The organism is Demequina aestuarii, assembly GCF_000975095.1.
In the GTDB taxonomy this organism is placed as follows: Bacteria; Actinomycetota; Actinomycetes; order Actinomycetales; family Demequinaceae; genus Demequina; species Demequina aestuarii.
In genome coordinates this window covers 2,210,687-2,233,734 of the sequence record NZ_BBRD01000001.1, presented here as the reverse complement: position 1 = coordinate 2,233,734, position 23,048 = coordinate 2,210,687, and the positions used below count along the sequence as shown (strand labels likewise).

At 70.0% G+C, this 23,048-nt stretch carries 15 protein-coding genes; 8 read left to right on the top strand and 7 right to left on the bottom strand.

What is annotated here, in order from left to right:
- Window positions 1–10 precede the first annotated feature (10 nt).
- From AOP72_RS10455 to AOP72_RS10435, 5 genes are all read right to left on the bottom strand, one after another.
- On the bottom strand, window positions 11–1,111 hold the full coding sequence (locus AOP72_RS10455) for an ABC transporter substrate-binding protein (protein ID WP_062136029.1): 1,101 nt from the start codon (window positions 1,109–1,111) through the stop codon (window positions 11–13).
- Between the two features lie 72 nt (window positions 1,112–1,183).
- Window positions 1,184–1,978 carry an ABC transporter ATP-binding protein gene (locus tag AOP72_RS10450; protein ID WP_062136026.1) on the bottom strand — a complete coding sequence of 265 codons (795 nt, stop codon included), beginning with the start codon at window positions 1,976–1,978 and terminating at the stop codon, window positions 1,184–1,186.
- Window positions 1,975–3,006, bottom strand: coding sequence for a FecCD family ABC transporter permease (locus AOP72_RS10445; RefSeq protein WP_152650350.1), 1,032 nt, complete (start codon window positions 3,004–3,006; stop codon window positions 1,975–1,977). Before AOP72_RS10445 ends, AOP72_RS10450 begins: the two co-directional genes overlap by 4 nt.
- Entirely contained in the window at window positions 3,003–3,998 is a 996-nt protein-coding gene (locus AOP72_RS10440) for a FecCD family ABC transporter permease (protein WP_062136020.1), read from the bottom strand. The genes AOP72_RS10445 and AOP72_RS10440 overlap by 4 nt, the downstream gene beginning before the upstream one ends.
- 182 nt (window positions 3,999–4,180) lie before the next feature.
- The gene (locus AOP72_RS10435) at window positions 4,181–5,497 is read right to left on the bottom strand and encodes a glutamyl-tRNA reductase (protein WP_238581686.1); all 1,317 of its coding nucleotides are present in this window, start codon (window positions 5,495–5,497) and stop codon (window positions 4,181–4,183) included.
- A 52-nt stretch (window positions 5,498–5,549) separates the two neighbouring features.
- Here AOP72_RS10435 and hemE point away from each other — a divergent pair, with 52 nt between their 5' ends.
- The 4 genes from hemE (at window position 5,550) to AOP72_RS10415 (ending at window position 9,863) form a co-directional block, all read left to right on the top strand.
- The gene (gene hemE, locus AOP72_RS10430; protein WP_062136015.1) at window positions 5,550–6,641 is read left to right on the top strand and encodes a uroporphyrinogen decarboxylase; all 1,092 of its coding nucleotides are present in this window, start codon (window positions 5,550–5,552) and stop codon (window positions 6,639–6,641) included.
- Window positions 6,634–7,935, top strand: coding sequence for a protoporphyrinogen/coproporphyrinogen oxidase (locus tag AOP72_RS10425; protein WP_062136012.1), 1,302 nt, complete (start codon window positions 6,634–6,636; stop codon window positions 7,933–7,935). The genes hemE and AOP72_RS10425 overlap by 8 nt, the downstream gene beginning before the upstream one ends.
- Window positions 7,936–8,007: 72 nt before the next feature.
- On the top strand, window positions 8,008–8,682 hold the full coding sequence (gene hemQ / locus AOP72_RS10420) for a hydrogen peroxide-dependent heme synthase (protein WP_062136009.1): 675 nt from the start codon (window positions 8,008–8,010) through the stop codon (window positions 8,680–8,682).
- Between the two features lie 8 nt (window positions 8,683–8,690).
- Complete coding sequence (locus AOP72_RS10415; RefSeq protein ID WP_084631920.1) at window positions 8,691–9,863, top strand: ferrochelatase; 1,173 nt, start codon at window positions 8,691–8,693, stop codon at window positions 9,861–9,863.
- Window positions 9,864–9,989: 126 nt separating this feature from the next.
- On the opposite strand, the gene AOP72_RS10410 is transcribed toward AOP72_RS10415, so the two are convergent.
- Window positions 9,990–11,657: an FAD-dependent oxidoreductase gene (locus AOP72_RS10410; protein ID WP_062136006.1), complete on the bottom strand. Its 1,668-nt coding sequence runs from the start codon at window positions 11,655–11,657 to the stop codon at window positions 9,990–9,992.
- Between the two features lie 110 nt (window positions 11,658–11,767).
- Here AOP72_RS10410 and AOP72_RS13960 point away from each other — a divergent pair, with 110 nt between their 5' ends.
- From AOP72_RS13960 to AOP72_RS10400, 3 genes are all read left to right on the top strand, one after another.
- Window positions 11,768–11,926, top strand: coding sequence for a DUF8730 family Cys-rich protein (locus AOP72_RS13960; RefSeq protein WP_500778345.1), 159 nt, complete (start codon window positions 11,768–11,770; stop codon window positions 11,924–11,926).
- Window positions 11,927–11,952: 26 nt separating this feature from the next.
- Window positions 11,953–12,216 carry a metal-sensitive transcriptional regulator gene (locus AOP72_RS10405; RefSeq protein WP_062136003.1) on the top strand — a complete coding sequence of 88 codons (264 nt, stop codon included), beginning with the start codon at window positions 11,953–11,955 and terminating at the stop codon, window positions 12,214–12,216.
- Window positions 12,217–12,309: 93 nt separating this feature from the next.
- Window positions 12,310–12,801, top strand: a complete 492-nt coding sequence (locus AOP72_RS10400; protein ID WP_062136000.1) for a hypothetical protein — start codon at window positions 12,310–12,312, stop codon at window positions 12,799–12,801.
- Window positions 12,802–12,804: 3 nt separating this feature from the next.
- On the opposite strand, the gene AOP72_RS10395 is transcribed toward AOP72_RS10400, so the two are convergent.
- A complete protein-coding gene (locus AOP72_RS10395) occupies window positions 12,805–14,115 on the bottom strand; it encodes an NAD(P)/FAD-dependent oxidoreductase (protein ID WP_062135997.1) in 1,311 nt (436 codons plus the stop codon).
- Window positions 14,116–14,309: 194 nt separating this feature from the next.
- Between AOP72_RS10395 and AOP72_RS10390 the strand changes: the two genes are divergently transcribed.
- Window positions 14,310–22,994, top strand: a complete 8,685-nt coding sequence (locus AOP72_RS10390; protein ID WP_062135994.1) for a family 43 glycosylhydrolase — start codon at window positions 14,310–14,312, stop codon at window positions 22,992–22,994.
- The last annotated feature ends 54 nt before the right edge of the window (window positions 22,995–23,048 follow it).

The following is a 23,048-nucleotide window of genomic DNA, read 5'->3' as shown; positions in this document are numbered from 1 at the left end:
CCACATCGGGTCAGCCCGCGTCGGTCGAGGAGGGGACCTCGGTGGCGGGGTCGCCGTCGAGTGCGGCCTCGAGCAGCGGCACGAATCCTTCGAGCGTGTAGTGCACAGAGGAAGGCGAGTTCGCGAAGAACGCGCCCTCGAGGACGGGGTCGGTCAGCCAGATGTTGCCGCCGGTCTGCGTGGCGGTCAGCGACTCGAACAGGGGCAGGCCCTCGAGCTCGCCCTTGGCGTCGGGCGTGGTGGCGACCTGCCACACGACCGAGTCGAGGTCGCTCAGCACGTCGAGCTGCTCGGCGCTGATCTGGAGCCATGCCTCGTCGGTGTTCTCGATCGCCGAGACGTCCAGGCCCACGTTCGCGAGGAACTGGTTGCGGGTGTCGTTGATGGCGTACACGAACGCCTGGCCTTCGTAGAAGCCGCCGACCTGGGACGTCATGCCCTCCCACTCGGGGTGAGCGTCACGGACCTCGGCGTAGGCGGCGTCGATGTCGGTGATGATCTCCTCGGCCTTCTCCGTGGTGCCGGTGGCCTGCGCGAGGATGGTCAGCTCGTCGGCGAGCGAGACGCCCCACTCGGCGGTGTCGTTGCCCTCGGAGTCGGTCGCGGGTCGCGTCACGACGGGCGCGATGCCGGAGAGCAGGTCGAACTCCTCCTGCGTCATGGTGTGGTTCGGGTACGTCGCGACGATGAGGTCGGGCTCGAAGGCCGCGATCGCCTCCGCGTCGTAGGTCGTGGACCCGGGCTCGAACGTCTCGGGCTCGGCGCCGGCCGCGATGCGGTCCTCCTCGGCCCACGGGCCGGTGCCCAGGTCGTAGCCCTGCCAGCTCACGGGGACGGCAACCGGTGCCACTCCGAGGGCGTACAAGTACTCGTGCTCGTGCGAGCCGAGGGTGACGACGCGCTCCGGCTCGGCTTCGACCACGACATCGCCCATCACGGTGTCGAGGGTGACGGGGAAGGCCTCGGTGGTCTCCTCCGTCGCGCCGGTCGCGCCGTCGGTGGGCTCGTCGGTGGCGGCGTCGTCGGATCCGGACGCGCATGCGGCGAGCAGGAGCGCCGCCGCCGCGACGATGCCCGTGGCGCCTGCGCGGCGCTTGGTGAGGGTGAACATGGGGAGTTCCTTTCGTAGGGTGACGTCAGACTTGCGGGGGCAGGGACACGTTCTGGGTGCCCAGGAGCGGGGTCATCTGACCCCTCCTGGGCCGTGGGCGGGGACCACCATCGGGGTCCCGGTGACGGGGTCTGTGAGCACGCGCGCCTCGAGGGAGAAGACGCGTCGGATCAGGTCTTCGGTGAAGACGTCCGAGGGTGCTCCCGCCGCGGCGACCTGGCCGCCATGCATGGCGATGACGTGGTGCGCGTAGCGGGCGGCCTGGTGGAGGTCGTGGACCACCATCACGATGGTGCGCTGCTGGCGCGTGTTGAGCCGGTGCAGCAGGTCCATCACGTCGTACTGGTGTGCGATGTCGAGGTAGGTCGTGGGCTCGTCCAGCAGCATCAGCGGCGTGTCCTGCGCCAGCGCCATCGCGATCCAGGCTCGCTGGCGCTGGCCGCCGGATAGCTCGTCGACGATCGAATCCTGGATGTCGGTCAACGCGGTGGAGTGCAGCGCCGAGAGCACGGCGGTCTCGTCCGTGTCGCTCCACGGGCGCAGGAGCTTCTGATGCGGCGTCCGGCCACGCGCCACCAACTCCTTGACGGTGATGCCGGCGGGAGCGATCGGCGACTGGGGCAGCAGGCCCACACGGCGCGCCACTTCTTTGGTGTGCGTGCGGTGGATGTCCTCGCCGTCGAGCAGCACCGTGCCGGAGCGGGGGGACAGCAGCCGCACCAGGGACCGCAGCAGTGTGGACTTGCCGCAGCCGTTCGGGCCCACGATGGCGGTGATCTGCCCGTCGGGGATCGCGACATCGACGCCGCGCACCACCACGTGATCGCCGTAGCCGAGCACGACCTCCCGTGCCTCGAGCCTGCTCATGATGGTCCTCCTCGGGATGCGCGCCACACCAGCCACAGCAGGTAGGGGGCGCCGACGGCGGCGGTGAAGATTCCTACGGGGAACTGAAGGTCTTGCGGCATGAGCTGCGAGGCCTGGTCGGCGGTGAGGAGCAGCGCCGCGCCCATCAGTGCCGAGGGGAGGAGTGCGACACCCGCGGAGCGGGTGGTGCGCAGCGCGAGCGCAGGGGCGACCAGGGCGATGAACCCGATGGGGCCCGTCACGGCTGTCGCCGCCGCGGCGAGCAGCACGGAGCACACGGCGAGCACGGCGCGCGAACGGCCCACAGAGACACCGAGCGCCTGTGCAGTGTCGTCGCCCATCTCCATCGTGCGGAGTGCTCTCGCGAACCCCAGCAGCACCGGCACGAGCACCACGAGCACCGCGGCTGCGAAGGCGACATGCGTCCAGGTCCGACCCGTGGTCGAGCCGACGAGCCAGCCCAGCGCGTTGCCTGCATCGTGCACGTCCATGCGCGTGAGCAGGTACTGCGTGGTGGCCTGAGCGACGAACCCCACGCCGATGCCGGCGAGGATCAGCCGCAACGGCACGATGACGCGGCGCCAGGCGAGCACCAGGATGAGGGCAGAGGTGAGGAGCGCACCGGCCGCGGCGCCCGCTGCGGTGATCCACAGCGAGGACGCCGCGATGAGCCACAGGGTCAGGACCGCGCCCGTGCCGGCGCCCATGGTGATGCCGATGAAGTCGGGAGAGGCGAGCGGATTGCGGGTGAGGGACTGCAGCACCGCGCCGGAGAGCCCCAGCATCGCGCCGACGAGGATGGCCGTGAGAGCGCGTGGGGCGCGCACCTGTCCCACGATGAAATCGGCGGGAGCGCCCACCTGGATTCCCAGGGCGGCACGGACGGCGTCCCAGACGGTGACGTCCGCCTTGCCGACGACGAGCGCGAACAGCAGCAGCCCCACGAGGACGAGCAGCAGGAGCATGCCCACGGCGAACGTGCGCCGGTGGGTCGTGACGCCCAGCTGGCCGATGCGCAGCACCCTCACAGTTCCACCACCTTCATGCGGCGCGCCATGAGCGCGAAGATGAGGCCGCCGATGAGCGCGGTGGTGATGCCGACGCCGATCTCGGAGGGCGGCGCAATCACGCGGCCGACGATGTCGCACACGAGCACGAGCGCCGCGCCCCCGAGAGCGCTCACGATCAGCAGCCACGGCAAGGACGCGCCCACCAGAGCGCGGGCGAGGTGGGGGACCGCGAGGCCGACGAACACGAGCGGACCGGCGGCGGCGGTGGCGGAGGCGGCCAGCAGGGTGACGATGACGATGGTCAGCGTGCGGATGCCACCGATGCGGATGCCGAGCGCTCGCGCGGCATCCTCGCCGAGCGCGACGGCCTGCAGCTGGCGAGACGCCAGCAGTGCCACGGCTATCGCGACGAGCACGATGGGAACGAGAGCCGTGACGTCTTCTGACTGGCGGCCCGTGAGCGACCCGGCTACCCACAGCCGATACTGCTCGAGCGTGGCGTCGTCGACGAGCAGCACGGCATACGTCACCGAGGTGATGAGCGCGGTGAGCGCGACTCCTGCGAGCGCGAGTCGGACGGGTGCGCCCGCCGCGGCGCCACGCGCGCCGATCGCGTAGACCACGACCGCAGCAATGCCCGCGCCGACGAACGCGATCGGCACCTGCGCGGCGAATCCGCCGCCGAGCCCGGCGGTGAGCGCGATGACCACTGCGAGGGACGCGCCCGCGTTGATGCCGAGCAGGCCAGGGTCCGCGAAGGGGTTGCGGGTGAGTGACTGCATCAGCGCTCCCGCGACGCCGAGCGCCGCGCCGGCGAGCACTCCGATGAGCGTCCGCGACGCGCGCAGCTCGCGCACGATCAGCTGCTCCGGGTCCTCCGGATCCAGGTCCACCAGCGCGTTCCACACGGTGCCGAGGTCGATCGGGCGAGATCCCAGCGCCAAGGACAGCGCGACGGCCACGACCAGCGCCGCTGCTGCGGCGATGGCGATGAGGGCGCGCTGGCGCATCGGTCTCCTTGGGGGGTGTGGTCAGCGCACGTCCGAGTGCGGCGAGTGAGGCTTGCCTAACCTAGCCCAAAGAAGGAGATTTATCCAACGTCGCCATGACGTAATTGGCCGCTCAGGACGGCCGATGCGTGGGTGCTCGATTCAGCGGCGGACGCTGGTCGGCCGCCTGCACGAGCAGCGCGTCAGAGGTGAGTCGCGGGGTCAGCGTCGGACTCGGCTGCGGCGTCCATCTCGGGAGCCGGGCACGCGTCGTCCTGAATGGCCACGTCGATGCCGTAGAGCGCGCGGATCGCGCCCAAGTAGCGATCCGACTCGCCCGCCTGCGCGTGCTCGCGTGCTCGGACGGTCGGGATGTGCAGAAGTGTCTTCGCGAAGCGCCGCAGGGCCTGCTCGGTGGCATCGGCCTGGGCGATGGTCTGCTCCGAGGCGCCGGCGGCGGGCTGGACCCGCGCGAGCTCGCGCTCCAGCAGGCCGAACACGTGCTCACGGAGCGCGACGACCGCCGGGTCGAGGGAGCGCGCGTGTTCGCCGTCTCCGAAACGGGCGACGGCGTGCGCGACGATGGACCGCGCGGCGTCGATGGCGCCCACGGACTCCTCGGGGGCGCGCGCGCCCACCGACTCAAGGTTGACGACGGTGACGCCGCGCATCTGGGCGACGCCGGGGGCGACGTCGCGGTGCAGCGCGAGGTCCACGATGGTGAGCGGGGTGTCGCCGTCTGGCCGTGCCGCCGCGACCATGGCCGGGGTCAGCACGATCGACTCACCGCCCGAGCATGCGAGCACCAGGTCGACCTCGGTCAGCGCGGTGCGCAGTCCTTCGCGGTCGAGCGGACGGATGCCGTGGCGCGCACCGAACTCCTCGGCACGTCCGGACGGTGAGAACACCCCGTCGATCATGACGCCGCGGGCGAGGAGCGATCCCACGCCCGTCTCGGCGAGGGCGCCGGTGCCGATGACGACAGCGCGTGCTCCGGACCACGTGACGGTCTCGGACGCCAGATCGAAGGCGACGGACACCACGGATCGGCCCGAGGTGCCGAGGCCGGTCGACGAGGCGACCACGCGGGACGTTCGCAGCGCTGATTGGAAGAGGCGGTCGAGCAGCGGACTGAGGTGGGCGCCGGCCTGCGCGTCGATGTGCGCACGGCGCACCTGGCCGGAGATCTCGCGTTCCCCCACGACCATCGAGTCGAGCCCGGTGGCGACGGAGAGCAGGTGCTGGACGGCGTCGTCGCCTTCGTAGGTGGCCAGGGCCGCCTCGACGGTGTCCCGTTCCAGTGCGGTGGCGCGCTCGATCTGGTCGATGACCGCCGCACGGCCTGCCACCGGATCATCCGTCTCGAGGTACACCTCGAAGCGGTTGCACGTGGGGAGGACCACGGCACCGCGCACGGGGGACCCGCCGCCTGCAACCGCGGCGCCCAGTGCATCGGATCCGACGCTCAACTGCTCGAGCAGCGTGAGGTCGCGGTTGCGGTGGCTGGCCACGAGAGACATGAGCACCACCCCTCCATTCTGACACGGCGCACGAACAAGGCAGAATCGACCTATGACCGCTACCGCACTGCCCGCCTCCCACCCCCTCATCGACGGCCGGACGGCGGACTCTGCGCTCGTCGCCGCGTTGCGCGGCGGCCGTCCCGCGCATCGGCCGGTGTGGTTCATGCGCCAGGCGGGCAGGTCCCTTCCGGAGTACCTCGAGGCGCGGGCCGGCACCGGCATGCTCGAGTCGTGTTTGACGCCGGCGCTCGCGTCGGAGATCACGCTCCAGCCGGTGCGCCGGTACGGGGTGGACGCGGCGATCCTGTTCTCCGACATCGTGGTGCCGATGCGCATCGCCGGGGTGGACGTGGACATCCAGCCGGGCGTCGGCCCGGTGTTCGGACGCCCCGTGCGCACCATGGCGGATGTGGAGGCGCTGCCGACCCTGGGCGCCGCCGGCGATCGCGGATTCTTCGACTCGGGGCTGGACGCGATTCGTGCCGCGGTCACGATCACGGCGGACGAGCTCGGACACGTCCCGCTCATCGGATTCGCGGGCGCGCCGTTCACGCTCGCCGCCTACATGGTCGACGGGCGCCCGTCACGCGACCACATGGGCGCACGCGAGCTCATGCACTCGTCGCCCGAGGTGTGGGACGCGCTGGTCGCGTGGACATCGCGCGCCGCGGGCCTGTTCCTGCGCGCGCAGGTGCTGGCCGGCGCATCGGCCGTGCAGTTGTTCGACTCCTGGGCGGGGTCGCTGTCCGAGGCCGACTACGTCGCGCACTGCGCCGCAGGCTCGCGCACCGCGCTGATGTCAGTCGCGGACCTCGACGTCCCCCGCATTCACTTCGCGGCCAACGCCGGCCACCTCCTGGACGCGATGGGCTCTGCGGGCGCGACCGCGCTGGGAGTGGACTACCGGATGCCCCTGGATGCCGCGGCCCGCTCCACCGGCGGCCGCTTCCCGTTGCAGGGCAACATCGATCCCGCGATGCTCGCCGCACCCGCCGACGCGCTGACGCGCCATGTGAAGGACGTGCTGGCGCGCGGAGGCGAGGCGCCCGGTCACGTCGTGAACCTGGGACATGGCATGCCTCCGCACGCGAACCCTGACGTGGTCAAGCGCATCGTCGACGTGGTGCACGAGCGTGGCTGAGCCGCAGCGCTGGATCGTCGTCGGCGGCGGAGTAGGAGGACTCCTCGCCGCGCGTCGGCTCGCCTCTGCGGGCCACGACGTCACCGTGATGGAGGCCGACGACCATCCCGGGGGTCGCATCTCCAGGGTCACCGTCGACGGCCTGGCGCTGGACGCAGGCGCGGAATCCTTCGCGACCCGCGGCGGCCACGTGGCGGCGCTGCTGGCCGAGCTGGGGCTTGCCGAGAGCATCGTCTTCCCCGAGCGCCGCCCTGCGTGGGTGGTGACCTCGGAGGCGGCCTATCCGCTGCCCGCGACGGGCTGGCTGGGCGTCCCGACCACCGTCTTCACCCTGGAGCTCCGGCGCGCGCTCGGCTGGCGAGGCACGGCCCGACTCCTCGGCGATCGGCTCACGCGGGTCCGCGACGTCGACGACTCGACCAGCCTGGGCGAGCTCGCCCGCGACCGCCTCGGCGCGCGTGCCACCGAGAGGCTGGTCGCCCCCGTCGTGCAGGGCATCTATTCCCGGCCTGTCGACGACATCGCGCTCGGCGACGTCGCCCCGGGTCTGGCCGCAGAGGTGATCCGCAAGGGCGGCCTGGTCCGTGCAGCGGCGGCGCGGCGGGCGGCCTCGCCCGCAGGCTCGGCAGTGCAGGGGCTGGTGGGCGGGATGGCGACGCTCATCGACGCGCTCGCGGCCGATGCGTGCTCACGCGGCGCGGAGATCTCCCTCGAGACTCCGGTGGGCGCGCTCGAGAAGGCCGGCTCCGGCTGGAAGGTGTGGTCCGGCGGGACGGCGCATCGCGCCGATGGGGTGGTGCTGGCCGTCCCTCGTCCGGTGGTGTCAGCGCTCGTGCCCCACGTGGCGTGGGCCGAGGACCGCCAGGTGGCGATCGTGACCCTCGTGCTGGACGCACCCGAGCTCGACTCCGCCCCGCGCGGCACCGGAGTGCTGGCGGTGGGGAACGTGTCGGGGGCGAAGGCGCTGACCCATTCGACGGCGAAGTGGCGATGGCTCGCCGACCGCACGGGCGGCCGCCACGTGGTGCGGCTGTCCTATGGCATCGACAACGCCAGGGACGCCCGCGCCCACGCGCTGTCCGACGCGTCGGCGCTGCTGGGCGTCGCGCTGAAGGAGGCCCAAGTGAGGGACATCGAGCGCGTGCAGTGGGCCGATTCCGCTCCGGCCGCGGTCGAGGACCGCGAGCCCGTTCCGGGACTGCACCTCGTGGGCTCGGCGGCGGGGCTCAGCGGCATCGCGGCCATCGTCGCGGCCGACAAGGCCTCGGCCATGGGCGACGCGCCTGCTCGCTAGTGCATCCGCCGAGTGCCGTCCGGACGTGGGGACGGATTTCCTTTCCGACCTGTCGAGGACGAGAATGGCGGCATGACTGACCAACCGCACGGATTCACGCTGTTCTCTGTTCTCGATGGGCTGCTCGACGCCCCTGACGAGGAGCTTCCGGAGGTCGTCGAGCACTTCGACGCCGCCGTCGAGGAGCTCGCGGATCACGACGTCACCTTGCGCGGCATCTACGACGTCTCCGGCCTGCGCGCCGACGGCACGGTGATGCTGTGGCTGCACGGCCCCGACCTCGCGGACCTGCAGCTCGCGCTGCGCGAACTGCGCGCGACCGAGCTGCTCGCTGACACGAAGCTGACGTGGTCTGCAGCCGGCGTGCACCGTCCCGCGGAGTTCAACAAGGCGCACGTGCCGGGCTTCCTGCGCGGCGAGCGGCCCCGGGACTGGCTGACTGTCTACCCATTCGTCCGCAGCTACGAGTGGTACCTGCTGTCCGACGAGGAGCGTGGCCAGATGCTGCGCGAGCACGGCATGAAGGGCTCGGCCTTCAAGGGCGTGGTGGCCAACACCGTCGCCGCGTTCGCGCTGGGCGACTACGAGTGGCTGCTTCCCATGGAGGCGGACGACGTCACCGATCTCGTGGACATGATGCGCGAGCTGCGCTACACCGAGGCGAGGCGTCATGTGCGCGAAGAGCTGCCGTTCTACACGGGCCGTCGCGTCGAGACTGCCGAGGCCGTGGAGGTGCTCGCGTCGTGACCGATCAGATGCCCGCGCTCGCGGCGTCCACGCGGACGCGCCCGGCGACCACCTATGACTGCATCCTGCTCGCCGGCTTCGGCGGGCCTGAGGGGCAGGACGACGTCATCCCGTTCCTCCGCAACGTCACCGCCGGTCGCGGAGTCCCTGACGAGCGTCTCGAAGAGGTCTCGCACCACTACCGGCACTTTGGCGGCGTGAGCCCGATCAACCAGCAGAACCGCGACCTGAAGGCCGCTCTCGAGGGGGAGATCGCGAGCCGCGGGCTGGGGCTTCCGGTGTACTGGGGCAACCGCTTCTGGGCGCCCTACTTCGCCGATGCGCTCAAGGAGCTGCACGCCGACGGCCACCGCAAGGTGCTCGTGCTGGTGACCACGGCGTTCTCGTCGTACTCCGGGTGCCGCGCGTACCGCGAGGACCTCGCGACCGCCCTCGACGAGGCCGGGCTCACCGGCGAGCTGGAGCTCGACAAGGTGCGGCAGTACTTCGACCACCCCGGCTTCGTCGAGCCCAACGTCGACGCCGTCCGCGCCGGCCTGCGCGAGCTCGCGGCCGCAGGCAAGTGCGAGGCGCCGCACGTGATGTTCGCGACGCACTCGATCCCGTCCTCGGCGGCCGACGCCTCTGGGCCGCGCGAGACGCTGCCCGACGGCACCCCGGTGCCGACCGGTGGCGGCGAGGAGTGGCATGCGGGCGGCGGCTGGTACGCCGAGCAGCAGCGTGCCGTCTCCGCCCTCATCATGGAGCGCATCGCGGACGAGTTCCCCGATGTCCCGTGGAGCCTGGTCTACCAGTCCCGGTCGGGCGACCCGTCGGTGCCGTGGCTCGAGCCGGACATCAACCTCGCCATCGACGCGCTGCCCGAGTCCGTGACCGGCCTCGTCGTCTCCCCGGTCGGCTTCGTGTCCGACCACATGGAGGTGGCTTGGGACCTCGACAACGAGGCGCTCGAGACCGCCGAGGGTCGTGGCCTGCCGATGGTGCGCGTCCCCACCGTGGGGATCGATCCGGCCTTCGTCTCGGGACTCATCGACCTGGTCGAGGAGCGTCACATCGCGAACGCCGGGGACGTGCCGCGGGCGCGCCCGGCGCTCACCGAGATCGGCCCGTGGCAGGACGTGTGCCCCACGGACTGCTGCCTGGGTCGCGCCGCCAAGCCCACCATCGCATCGGCCGGCTGACCCCCCGCCCCCACCTCCGCAACTGCGAACCACTCCTCACACCGACACCCCGTCGCCCGGCCCCGTGGGACCGGCGCCGACGGGGTGTCGCGCGAAGAAGTGGTTCGGAGTTGGAGGGGCGCCGGGTCAGGCGGGTGCCGCCGCCGTCTGGAGCGTGCGGACGCCATCGCGCCATGTGAGGTACCCGCCGTCCAGATTGGCGGCGTCGTATCCCAGCTGGCGCAGCAGGCGCGTGGCGGTGTGGCCGCGCTGTCCCACCTGGCAGTGGACCACGATGCGGCGGTCGTGGGGAAGTTCCCCGTGCCGCGCGCGCAGGTCGTCCACCGCGATGTTGACAGGCTCCTGTCCCCACGGCGGGACCACGGTGCCGCGAGAGTGTTCCGCCGCCGAGCGCACGTCGACCACCAGCGGGGCCTGGTCGCCGGACGCCGCCAGCTCGTGCCACTGGATCGACGGGCTGTCGCCGAGCAGTACGTTCTCCGCGACGTACCCGAGCATGTTCACGGGGTCCTTGGCAGAGCCGTAGGCCGGCGCGTACGCGAGCTCGAGGTCGGCGAGCTCAGACGCGGTGATCCCACCGTGGATCGCGGTCGCAATCACGTCGATGCGCTTGTCCACTCCGCCTTCGCCGATGCCCTGGGCGCCCAGAATCGCGTCCGTCTCGGGGTCGACGAGCAGCTTGAGCGCCATCGCCGATGCGCCCGGGTAGTACCCGGCGTGGTCCATGGGGTGGGTGTGGATGGCTCGGTAGGCGCGGCCTTCGGCGCGCAGGCGGCGCTCCGTGCGACCCGTCACCGCGGCGGTGAGTCCGAACACCCCCACCACGGCGGTGCCGATGCTGGGGCGGCCGTGCCCGGTCGTGCCGGTGATCACGTCCGCGACGCGCCGTCCGTGGCGGTTCGCGAGATTCGCCAGCGGGATGAGAGTGGGGTCCTCCGAGAACGCATCACGCTTGGCGGCGGCGTCGCCCACGGCGTAGATGCCCGGAACCGAGGTGCGCATGTCGTCATCCACCAGGATCGCTCCGCGCGGTCCCAGGTCCGCGCGGGCGGAGCGTGCGAGCGTGGAGTCGGGGATGACGCCGATGGACGCGACCACCATGTCTGCCGCCAGCGTCACCTCGCCGTCGGGTCCGGACACCACGGCGGCGTCTGCGGTGATCTCGGTGACCTGGGCGCCGGTCAGGACGCTCACGCCGTGCTGCTCGAGCCGGTCCTGGATGCGGATCGCGAGCTCCGCGTCGAGAGCGCTCAGCACCTGCGGCGCGAGCTCGACCACGGTGACGTCGAGCCCCCGGTGGCGCAGGTTCTCCGCCACCTCGAGCCCCACGAAGCCGCCGCCGATCACGACCGCCGTGCGCGCATCGGCAGTGTGGGCCGCCATGCGGTCCACATCGGCCACGTCCCGCAGCACGAGGGCGCGCTCGGCGCCGGGCACGTCGGGGACGATCGGGCGTGCGCCGGGGGAGAGCACCAGGTGGTCGTAGGTCTCGAGGTACGTGTCTCCGGTCGCCGTCCGGACGGTGACGGTCCGCGCCTGTGCGTCGACGTCGACCACTCGGCTGTGCGTGCGCACGTCGAGGGCGAACCGCGCGTGCAGCGACTCGGGCGTCTGCAGCAGCAGCGACTCGCGGTCGGTGATGACCCCTCCCACGTAGTACGGCAGGCCGCAGTTGGCGAACGAGACGTGCTCGCCGGCTTCGAGCACGACGATCTCCGCGTGCTCGTCCTTGCGGCGCAGGCGGGTGGCGGCGGACATTCCGGCGGCGACAGCCCCGACGATGACGACCTTCATACGTAACCTCCATGAGTGTGGTGTGTTGCAACCACGATACCCCCCGGGGTATAGTTTTGTCATCAGGACGCGGCACGGGGCCGTGTCCATCACCATGAGAGGGGCGCCCTATGTGCTCACCCATCACGTGCCGCGAGTGCGGCAAGACCACCTGGACCGGCTGCGGACAGCACATCGACTCCGTCAAGGCGCAGGTGCCGGCCAGTCAGTGGTGCGAAGGTCACGACGCCCCCGCTGGACGTAGCATCTTCCCGTGGCTGCGTCGCTAGACCCGGCCCCGACGAACGGAGCGATCATGGCAGACCCTGAGGCCGCGCGTGCGGCCATCAACCGCCTCAAGCGTGCCCGAGGGCAGCTCGACGCGGTGATCCGCATGGTGGAGGAGGGTCAGAGCTGCGAGTCGACGGTCACGCAGCTCGCCGCGGTGTCGAAGGCGCTCGACCGTGCCGGCTTCACCTTGATCTCCTCCGGGCTGCAGGAGTGCCTGGATACCACCGAAGGGGAGGCGCGCGACGACAGCCTTCGACGCCTTGAGAAGGTCTTCCTGTCGCTCGCGTAGCGATTGGTCATTTTCGCAACATGCGTATTGTGAAAATGGCCGTGTCGGGCTAGCGTGGCAGTCGTTAACTGCACCTCGACACCGGAGCGCCCCATGCCGATCTCAGTGACGACCCTCGCGCACGTCGCCGCCCTCGCAGCGGCGGTGCCCCGGATCACCGTGTCGCTCGACACTCCGAGCGGGTCCACCATCATCGTGGGTGACTTTCCCGAGGCCTCGATGTGTACGCACGCCTTCCGTCAGTTCGTCCAGCAGTGGCCCGTTGACGCCCAGCACCAGCCCTGCGTCGACGCGGTGCACTTCGACGGCGCGCAAGAGCGCGGACCGGTTCTCGCGACGGGGCCGAGCCGGTGGTTCGTGAGCGAACTTGCCGCCCAGCCTGCCGTTGCAGCGTTGAGGGCCGCGCGACCCGACGGTCCACGCATCGACACGCGGGTGCGGTTCGACCCGCTGCTCGGTTTGTCGGTGGTGCGCATGGCCTCCGACCAGCTCAGCGAAACCGAGCTCGACGAGGCTGCGACCCTCGCCTACGCCGCCTGCCTCGCCGAGCACCTCATCTGGCAAGGAACACGCGTCGCGGGTTAGCGGCTATCCGTCCGCAGCCTCCTTGAAGGCGCGACGTGGCTCGTGCAGTCGCCCCATCGACACCAGGTCGCGCCGGAAGAACAGCGCTGCCGTCCAGTCGAGGACCACACGGGACTTGCGGTTGAAGCTGGGGATCTGCGCCATGTGGTAGGTCCGGTGCATGAACCATGCGGGCCATCCGCGCAGCTTCACACCCATGACCTGGGCCACGCCCTTGTGCAGGCCCAGCGAGGCCACGGTGCCCAGGTTCTTGTGCCGATACTCCTGGGGCTCGCGCCCGTCGATGTGCGCAGCGAGGTTCGCTCCGAGCAGCCGCGCCTGGCGAACTGCGTGCTGGGCCGACGGGGCGCACCACGCGCCGTCCCCCTTGGCGAGGTCCGGCACCTGAGCACAGTCGCCTGCGGCCCAGGCTCCCTCGACCACGGCTCCGTCCTCGCGAGCGACCTGCAGCGTCGGCAGTGCGTTGACGTGGCCCTTGGGACCGGTGGGCAGGTCGGACGTGCCGATGACCGGATTCGGCTTGACGCCTGCGGTCCACACGAGCGTGTCGGCCTCGTAGGTCTCGCCGTTGGACAGTTCGATGACGCCGCCGACCGCGGAGTCCAGCCTGGTCTCGAGGTGGACCACCATCCCGCGGCGGCGCAGTTCCTTCAGCGTGTACTCGCCCATCTCGGGCCCCATCTCCGGGAGGATCCCCGGCGCCATCTCGACCATCACGAAGTGGAGATCGGAGGCGGACAGTTCCGGGTAGTAGCGCAGGGCTGCGCGGGCCATGTCCTCGGTCTCCGCGAATGCCTCAATGCCGGCAAAGCCGCCCCCCACGAACACGAACGTGAGGAGCCGCTGCCGGGTGCGCGGATCCTGCGTGGACGCCGCGCGAGCGATCCTGCCCAGCACGATGTTGCGCAGGTTGATGGCCTCCTCCACCCACTTGAAGCCGATGCCGTTCTCCGCGAGTCCGGGGATGGGGAGCGTCCGGGGCACGGAGCCGAGTGCCACCACCACCTCGTCGTACTCCAGGTCCAGGGTGTCGCCGAAGTCGGTCTCCACTCGAGCACGCTGCTCGGCGTGCGAGATCTCGGAGACCTTTCCCTGCACGATGCGCGCGCCCGACAGCTCGCGACGCAACGGCACCACGACGTGGCGAGCCTCGATGGATCCGGCGGCGGCTTCGGGGAGGAAGGGCTGGTAGGTCATGTAGGGGCGACGGTCGACCACCGTGATGTCGACCTTGCCGCGGGCCTTGCGCTTCAGCGTGAGCGCGGTGTAGAGGCCGACGTAGCCGCCGCCCAGGATGAGGACACGAGTGGTCATGCGAGGGCTCCCTGCGGTTGGGGCCCGCCGTCCGACGGGCCCACTGATGGGACAAGCGCGACGTCGGTGTGATTCCCAGCCGGACCCCGGCGCATGCCCTTCACACGACTCTACAAGGGGGGTTGGCATGTTATCGCTCACATGTTATCGTTCACACGGTTTCTTACTCAGCACCTCACAATGGAGTGACGCGCATGCACCGCAACCTGCCCCAGAGCCGCCCTGCCCGAGTCGCCGTCGCGGCCCTCATCGGAGCCGTGGTCGCCACCTCCCTCGCGGGAGTCTCCGTCGCCTCGGCGTCGCCTCTCGAACCCCTTGAGAGCGAGCTCGCCCTTCACTACGACTTCGCGGGCCCGCTCGATGCCGCGACGGTCGCCGATGCATCGGGCGGGGGCAACGACGGCACCGTCGTGGGAAGCGGCGCGTCCATCGTCGACGGCGCAATCGAACTGACCGACGACACCTTCGTGGAGATCCCGGGCGAGGTGTTCGAAGGCAACGACGCCCTCACCATCTCGGCCTGGCTGCGCAATGACATGGCGAACAGCGACTACGCGGCGCTGTACTTCGGCAACCAGACGACGCCACCCACGCAGTACTGGCTGCTCAATCCCGCCAACCCCCAGGGCAACGTGAAGTCCGTGATCACCAACGGCGTGAATGCGACGCAGCCCTGGACGACTGAGGCGGGCATCGTCGGCCCCGCCGCCGTGGACGCCCTCGCGCTGTACACCACGGTGATTCGGCCCACCTCGATCACGAGCTATGTCGACGGCGAGCGCATCGGCTCCGTTCCGGTCACCCGGACAGTCACGGACTTCGGCACGGACCTCATCGGCTACATCGGAAACTCGCCCTACGCGGACCCGATCTGGGATGGCGCGGTCGCGGACCTCAAGGTCTACACCGCCGCAATGACCGATCAGCAGGCCGCCGCACAGTATTACGAGGAGCTCGGCGACCCCGGCACCGTGCAGGCCGCCGTCGACGCCGATGCCGCGTCCCTCTCCGTCTCCTCCACGGTCGCCACCGACATCGAGCTGCCCACCGCGGGAGCCAACGGCTCCGAGATCGCGTGGACGAGCTCCGACCCCGCGATCGTCGCCACCGATGGCACTGTCACGCCGCCGCCTGCGGCCGATGCCGTCGTCACCTTGACGGCCGATCTCACCCTGGCGGGTGCGACGGCGCAGCGGACGTTCGACGTGACCGTGACGTCGGATGCCTCGTCCACGCTGCTCGCGCACTACGACTTCTCCGACTCGATCGGCGACGGAGTGGTCTCCGACGTGTCGGGCAACGGCAACGACGCTGCGGTGCTGGGGACCGGTGCCACGGTCGACACCGGCGCAGGCCACCTGACCTTGCCCGGTGGCGCGAGCGGCTCCGGAGCGGGCTACGTCCAGATGCCCACCGGCATGATCGACGGCCAGAACACCCTGACGATCTCCGCGTGGCTCCGCAATCGCACCGGAAGCGGCGACTATGCCGCGATGTTCTTTGGCACCACCCAGTCGCCGCCCCTCCAGTACTGGCTGCTCAACCCTCAGAACGGCAGCGGCCGCTTCAAGTCCGTGATCGTCGACGGCAAACCGAGCTCGAACCCGTGGTCGCTCGAATCCGGCATCAGCCCCACCAGCGCGGCGCGTGGCATCGCGGGGCCCCTCACCGCCGCGGGAGAGTGGGGGCTCTACACCACCGTCATCACGCCCTCGTCGATCACCGGGTACTACAACGACCAGCGCATCGGCACGGTGTCGACGGCGCGCACCATCACCCAGTTCGGCTCGGACCTCGTGGGCTACATCGGCCGATCCTCGTATGCGGACGAGTTCTATGAAGGCGACGTGCGGGACGTGCAGATCTACACCTCCGCCCTCACCGCGTCCCAGATCGTCGACGCGTACTACGGTGGGGTCGACGACCCGGCCGTCATCACCGCGGCGCTCACCGAGGACGCGGATGCGTTGAGCTTCGACTCGCTCACCGTGGCAGACGACGTGACCCTCGCGACCACGGGAGATCGCGGGTCTCAGATCTCGTGGGCGTCGACCGACCTCGCTGTGATCGCCGCCGACGGCACGGTCGTCCGCCCGGCCACCGAGAATGCCGAGGTCACGCTCATCGCCACGCTCGCCCTCGCTGGCGAGAGCACCACCCGCGACTTCACTTTCACGGTGGTCGCCGACAGCCCCCAGGCGAACCTCGAGTATGCCGCCTCCCAGTTCGACCTGGGTCTGTCCGTCGCATGGCAGGACATCGTCCTTGCCGCCGATTTCGCCGGCTACTCGGTGACCTGGGAGACGTCGAACGCCGCCGCCGTGACAGCCGCAGGCGATGTCTCTCGCGGCGCCGCCGAGGCCGCCGCACGGCTCACGGCGACGCTCGCGGATGGCAGCCTCACCGCCCAGCGCGAGTTCGACGTCACCGTGCTCGCGGAGGACGCGGGCTGGATCGGCACCGCCATCGGCACCGGCAACACGGACGACACTGACAACCTGCGCCTGTCCGCCTCTACCGACGGCGCCGACTTCGCCGCTCTCAACGACGGCCAGGGGATCCTGTTCCCCGAACTGGGCTCGCGCAAGATGGGATCGCCCACCGCGTTCCGCACGCCCGACGGCGGGTTCGGCCTGGTCTCGACCCTCGACTCCCACTCGAACCAGATCTTCGTGTTCGACTCCGAGAACCTGCGCGCGTATTCCCATGAGCGCCTGGTGCAGTTCGCCCCCACGGCGCACCGCACAGCTCGGGTCGCGGTCGGGTACGACAACGGCATCGCCGCGTACCGCCTGCACTACACGAACACCGCCGACGGTCTGCACTACGAGGTGACGACTCGTGACTTCGCGGAGTTCTCCGCGCCGGCCGAGGTCGCGACCGCACCCTCGTTCGTCTCTGCCAGCTTTCCCTCCGGCATGATCGAGACGGATGCGATCGCCGTGACTGCTGCCGAGTACGACTACGTCGTCGATCGACTCAGCCGCATCTCGCACATCGGCGTGGAGCCTTTCGCGAACCTGGACATCGCCAAGGGTGACGACCCGGCGCTGCCCGAGGCCGCCACGGTCGAGTACTCGAACGGGACCACCGCCCGCATGCCGGTGGATTGGGACACGAGCGGCGTCGACTTCGACACCCCCGGCGTCTACACGATCGACGGCACCATCGCGGATCCGCAGTATCCGAGCCCGCTCGTGGAGCGCCGGGCCGACCCCGACGCGACCCTCGGGGATGACGGCTACTACTACTTCACTGGCTCGTACCCGATGACCTACAACGGCGACCCGAACGGCTATGACCGCATCGTGCTGCGTCGCTCTGCGACCCTCGAGGGCCTCGCGACCGCCACGGAGGTCGAGATCTGGAACGAGTCCAGCGAGGCCGGCCTCAACAGTTACATCTGGGCGCCGGAACTCGTCGAGATCTCCGGCGAGTGGTACGTGCTCTTCACCGCCGCCCGCAGCGGTGGGTTCGACATCCGACCCGCGCTGCTCAAGTATACCGGCGGCGAGCTGGCCGGCGATGCCGCGCTCGACCCCGCCAACTGGGAGACCGTGGGCTACCACCTGCCCGCACCCGGCGACGACATCGCGTTCAATTCCTTCTCGCTCGACATGACGCACTTCGAGCACAACGGAGTGGACTACGGCATCTGGGCGCAGTCCGACGCCGAAGGCTTCTCGACCATGCGCATGGCGCCCATGGACTCCGCGAACCCACAGCAGATGGCCGACGAGTCGATCCAGATCACGCGCCCCACCCGCGCGTGGGAGCAGGCGTCCGGCGTCGAGGTCAACGAGGGCGCCGCCGTGATCAAGAACGACGGCAAGATCATCGTCGCCTTCTCCTCCGCCTCCGTGGACGTGAGCTACAACATCTCGGTGCTGTGGGCGGACGAGGACGCGGATCTCATGGACCCGGCGTCGTGGAACAAGCTGGGGTATCCACTGCTCACCACGGACGACGTGCCTGGCATGTACGGGCCCGGCCACAATTCGTTCACGGTGGACGCGCTGGGCAACCCGGTCATGGTCTATCACGCACGCAGCTACGACGACCCGGCCAACCCTGGGGAGGCGACCGACGGAGGTCTGTTCGATCCACGTCGCAACGCTCACGCCACGATCGTGAACTTTGACGTCGACGGGCTCCCAGTCCTCGATCTCACTCCCGACGAGCAGCTCGACCCTGCCCTGCGGGACGTCCAGGTCACGGTGACCGTGGAGCCGGAGGAGGGGCTGGTCGCGCACTACCAGCTCGACGAGACCTCCGGCACGGTGGCGGAGGACAGCTCCGGCAATGGCCTCGATGGCACCTATGTGGGAGGACCCACGCTGGGCGGCGACGCCGGCGTGCGCCTCGATGGCGCGGGCGACCATGTGGTCCTGCCCGACGACCTGGTGGGCGGTCTCGACTCGATCACCGTCTCGACCGAGGTTCTCGTCCGCTCCACGCAGGGCGGCGACTACTTCATCTATGGCTTCGGCAACGCCGATGCGGGTGGCGTGGGCGACGGATACCTGATGGCGACGGGCAACCCGACGCTGCGGGGCAACATCGCGAGCGGCAACTGGAGCACTGAGCAGCGCGTGGACTCCGGCGCGGTGCTGTCGCGCGACGTCTGGCGCACGGTGACCTACACGCTGGACGATGCGACCGACACGTCCCGCCTGTACCTCGACGGCGTCGAGGTCGCGGTGAACACCACCACGACCCTGCGTCCCTCGGACATCGGGGGCGGTGCCACGGCGCTGAACTTCATCGGCCGCTCGGTCTACACGGCCGACGGCACGATGGCCGGGTCCGTGCGCGACTTCCGCATCTATGACTCGGCTCTCGACGCCTCGGCCGTCGCCGCGCTGGTGCCGACCGATGCGGAGCGGGTGGCACGCGACGCCGCGGCGCTGAACATCAGCGGCGCCGTCGCCATCACGGACGACATCGACCTGCCGACCGCCGGAGCCAACGGCTCCACGATCGCCTGGGCCTCGTCCGACCCCGCTGTGGTGGGTGACGACGGCACGGTGAGCCGTCCCGGCTACGCGGAGGGCGACGCGGACGTGACGCTGACCGCCACCGTCACGCTGGGGGACGAGACCGTCACCCGCCTGCTCGTGGTGACCGTGCTCGCGTCGGCGGACGACCAGTCCATCGCCGATGCGGGCGCCGCTGCCTTGTCGGTGACCAACATCGACGATGTGCGCGGGAACCTCACCCTCCCCACCGAGATCGATGGCCTCCCCGTCACGTGGAGCAGCGCTGACACGGGCATCATCACGACCGACGGAATCGTCAACCGCCCTGGGTCTGACACGGAGGTCACCCTGACCGCCACCGTGACCAAGGGGGAGGCGACGGCCGTCCGGGAGTTCGCGGCGCAGGTGCGCGCGGCCGTCGAGCTCGACGCCTTCGAGGGCTATGCGTTCTCGTACTTCACCGGCGACTCGCTCGCGGGGGAGAAGATCTACTTCGCGGCGTCCGACGGCAACGATGCGTTGTCATGGGACGAGCTCAACGGTGGGGACCCGGTGCTCGAGTCGGAGTACGGCACGCGCGGACTGCGCGATCCCTTCATCATCCGCTCGCCCGAGGGCGACACGTTCTACATGATCGCCACGGACCTCTCGATCGGCTCCGGCGGCGGCTGGGATGCGTCCCAACGCCAGGGCTCTCAGTACCTCGAGGTGTGGGAGTCGAGGGATCTCGTGAACTGGAGCGAGCAGCGACACGTCAAGGTCGCGCCCGACAATGCTGGCAATCTGTGGGCACCTGAGGCGTACTACGACGAGTCGATCGGCGCGTACGTGGTGTTCTGGGCTTCCAAGCTGTACCCGGAGGACGACCCGGGCCACACCGCCAACGGCATCCCCAACGAGATGCTGTACTCCACCACGCGAGACTTCGTGACGTTCTCGGAGCCGCAGGGATGGCAGACCGGGATCTCGCGCATCGACTCCACCGTGCTCGAGGTGGACGGGACCTACCACCGCTTCACCAAGGACGAGGGCGCCGGCACCACCGGCTGCTCGGACATCATCCACGAGTACTCAGATCAGCTGCGTGCACCCTTGGCGGACTGGGACCTGGTGGCGAGCTGCATCGGCCGCGAAGCGGGAACGGGTGCGGTGGAAGGCCCGTCCATCTTCACGTCCAACCCGGGCGACGTCAGCGGCGACTACTACTACCTCTTCGTCGACGAGTACGGCGGCCGCGGGTACATCCCGCTGCGCACCGAGGACATCGCGGACCCGGACTGGCAGGTCGCTCCCGAGTACGACCTCCCCGCCAGCCCGCGCCACGGCACGGTGATTCCTGTCACCGCCGCCGAGCTCGAGGCGCTCCGCGAGGGCGTCGTCGAGGCAGAGCCGGTGACTGCCGATGCTGACGGTCAGGTGTTGCGGTACGACTTCGAGACCGGCCAGGGCACCACGCTCACCGACGTCACGGGCAACGGCTACGACGGCACGATCGTGGGTGGCGCCACCTTGGCGGGCGGCGAGATGGCCTTCGACGGCTCGAACGACTACGTCGATCTGCCCGACAACATCCTTGCGGGCATCGAAGATGTCACCATCGAGGCCGAGGTGTTCCTCGACCAGGGGATGACCGGCAACTACTTCATCTATGGCCTCGGCAACACCACCGGCGGGGCAGGCGACGGCTACCTCTTCACGACCGGAAACTCGCAGTACCGCACCAGCATCGCGACCGGAAACTGGTCGACGGAGCAGACCGTGGGCACGGGACAGACGTTGCCTCGCGGTCAGTGGGTGCAGCTGGTGTACACGCTGAGCGGCACCACCGCGACGCTGTACCTGGACGGCGTCCAGGTGGCGACCGGCACGGTCAACGCCGATCCGGAGGACATCGGCAGCGGCTTCACCTCCGCCAACCACCTCGGCCGCTCCAACTACGACGCCGATGGTCTGTTCGAGGGCGCGTACCGAGAGTTCGCCCTCTACAACAGGGCGCTCAGCGCCGAGGAGGTCCTGGCCGCATCGGGCGAGACCGACGTGCTGCTGGGCGTCACGCTCGAGGACGAGTCCGTGCTGAAGGTCGACCCCATCGTCGATCAGACCGAGCGCACTGTGGTGTTCCCGGTCGAACCGGGCACGGACCTCACTCAGCTCGCGCCCGTGTTCGCCACGGTCGCGGGCGTGACGTCCGACCCGGCGTCCGGGACGGTGCGCGACCTGAGCACGCCGGCGACGTACCAGCTGGGCGACGACTCGACGGCGACCTGGACCATGGAGGCGGTGGAGATGCGCTCTCCGGTGCTGCCTGGCCTGTACGCCGACCCGAACATCATCGCGTTCGGCGGCACGTACTACGTCTACGCCACCTCCGACGGGTACCCGGGCTGGGGCGGCAATGAGTTCTACGTGTGGAAGTCGACCGACCTCGTCGACTGGGAGCGCTCGGACGAGCCTTTCCTGACGCTCGACGGCGAGGACGGCGACGTGCCGTGGGCCACAGGCAACGCGTGGGCCCCCACCGCGATCGAACGCGACGGGAAGTACTACTTCTACTTCTCGGGTCACCACGCGGAACTCAACCGCAAGACCATCGGCGTCGCCGTGGCGGACCACCCCGAGGGCCCGTTCGTCGCGGAGCCGGAGGCGATGATCCTGAACAACGAGGCGGTGACCTCAGGTCAGGCGATCGACCCGCACGCCTTCATGGACCCCGTCTCCGGCACGTACTACCTCTACTGGGGCAACGGTTCGCCCGTGATGGCACAGCTCGCTGACGACATGGTGTCGCTCGAGCCGGGCACCATCCAGGTGATGACGGGCCTCACGGGGTACCGGGAGGGATCGTTCATGGCCTACCGCGAGGGCATCTATCACCTCACGTACTCGATCGACGACACGGGCAGCGAGAACTACCGGGTGGGCTACGCGACCTCCGACAGTGCCGAAGGCCCGTGGACGTACCGCGGCGTGATCCTCGAGAAGGACGCCTCGCTGGGCATCCTCGGCACCGGCCACAACTCGGTGCTCAACGTGCCGGGCACGGATGACTGGTACATCGCGTACCACCGGTTCGCGATTCCTGACGGCAACGGCACGAACCGGGAGACCACCATCGACCGGCTCACGTTCGACGAGCAGACGGGCCTCATCGAGACGGTGACGCCCACGCTGTCCGCCGTCGACGCGCAGGAGATCGTGGACCAGGAGCCGCTGAGCGTGAGCATCTCGGGCACTGCGGAGCCGGGCGAGCAGCTCGACGCCGTCATAGCGGAGCCGTGGACCGCGGAGTCCTATCAGTGGCTGCGCGATGGTGACCCGATCCTCGGCGCCAACGCCGCTGGCCTGGTGCTCGCGGACACTGACGCCGGTGCGGACATCTCCGTCGAGGTGACGGCATCGAAGGCGCTGTGGGCCGATGCGACAGTGACGTCGGACGCCGTCACGGTCGCGGAGCTCGACGGCGGCGGTCCCGGCGGCGAGAACCCCGGTGGGGAGACGCCTGGCGGCGAGACTCCCGCAGAGGGCCAGCTCGGGGTCAGCGCCGGAACGGTGCGCCCGGGTGACACCATCGCGATCTGGGGCGCGGACTTCACGCCCGGCGAGCAGGTCACGGTGACGCTCTACTCGACGCCGACCGAGCTCCGCACGGTGCAGGCCGGGGTCAATGGCGACATCGCGACCACGGTCACGATCCCGCTGGACGTCGCGGCCGGCGACCACACGCTGGAGGCCGTGGGCGCTCAGTCGGGCACCACGCTCAGCGCCGGGCTCACGGTCCTGGATGCCGGCCAGCTGGCGACGACAGGCGCCGATGGGCAGTGGCCCCTCGCGCTGCTGATCGCCGCACTCCTGATGGGGCTCGGTGTCACGATGACGATGCGGCAGGTGAACCGCCGCTAGTCAGCGCGTCCGCCGGGACCTGCGCCGCGACGCGCGGGTCCCGGCAGCCGCATC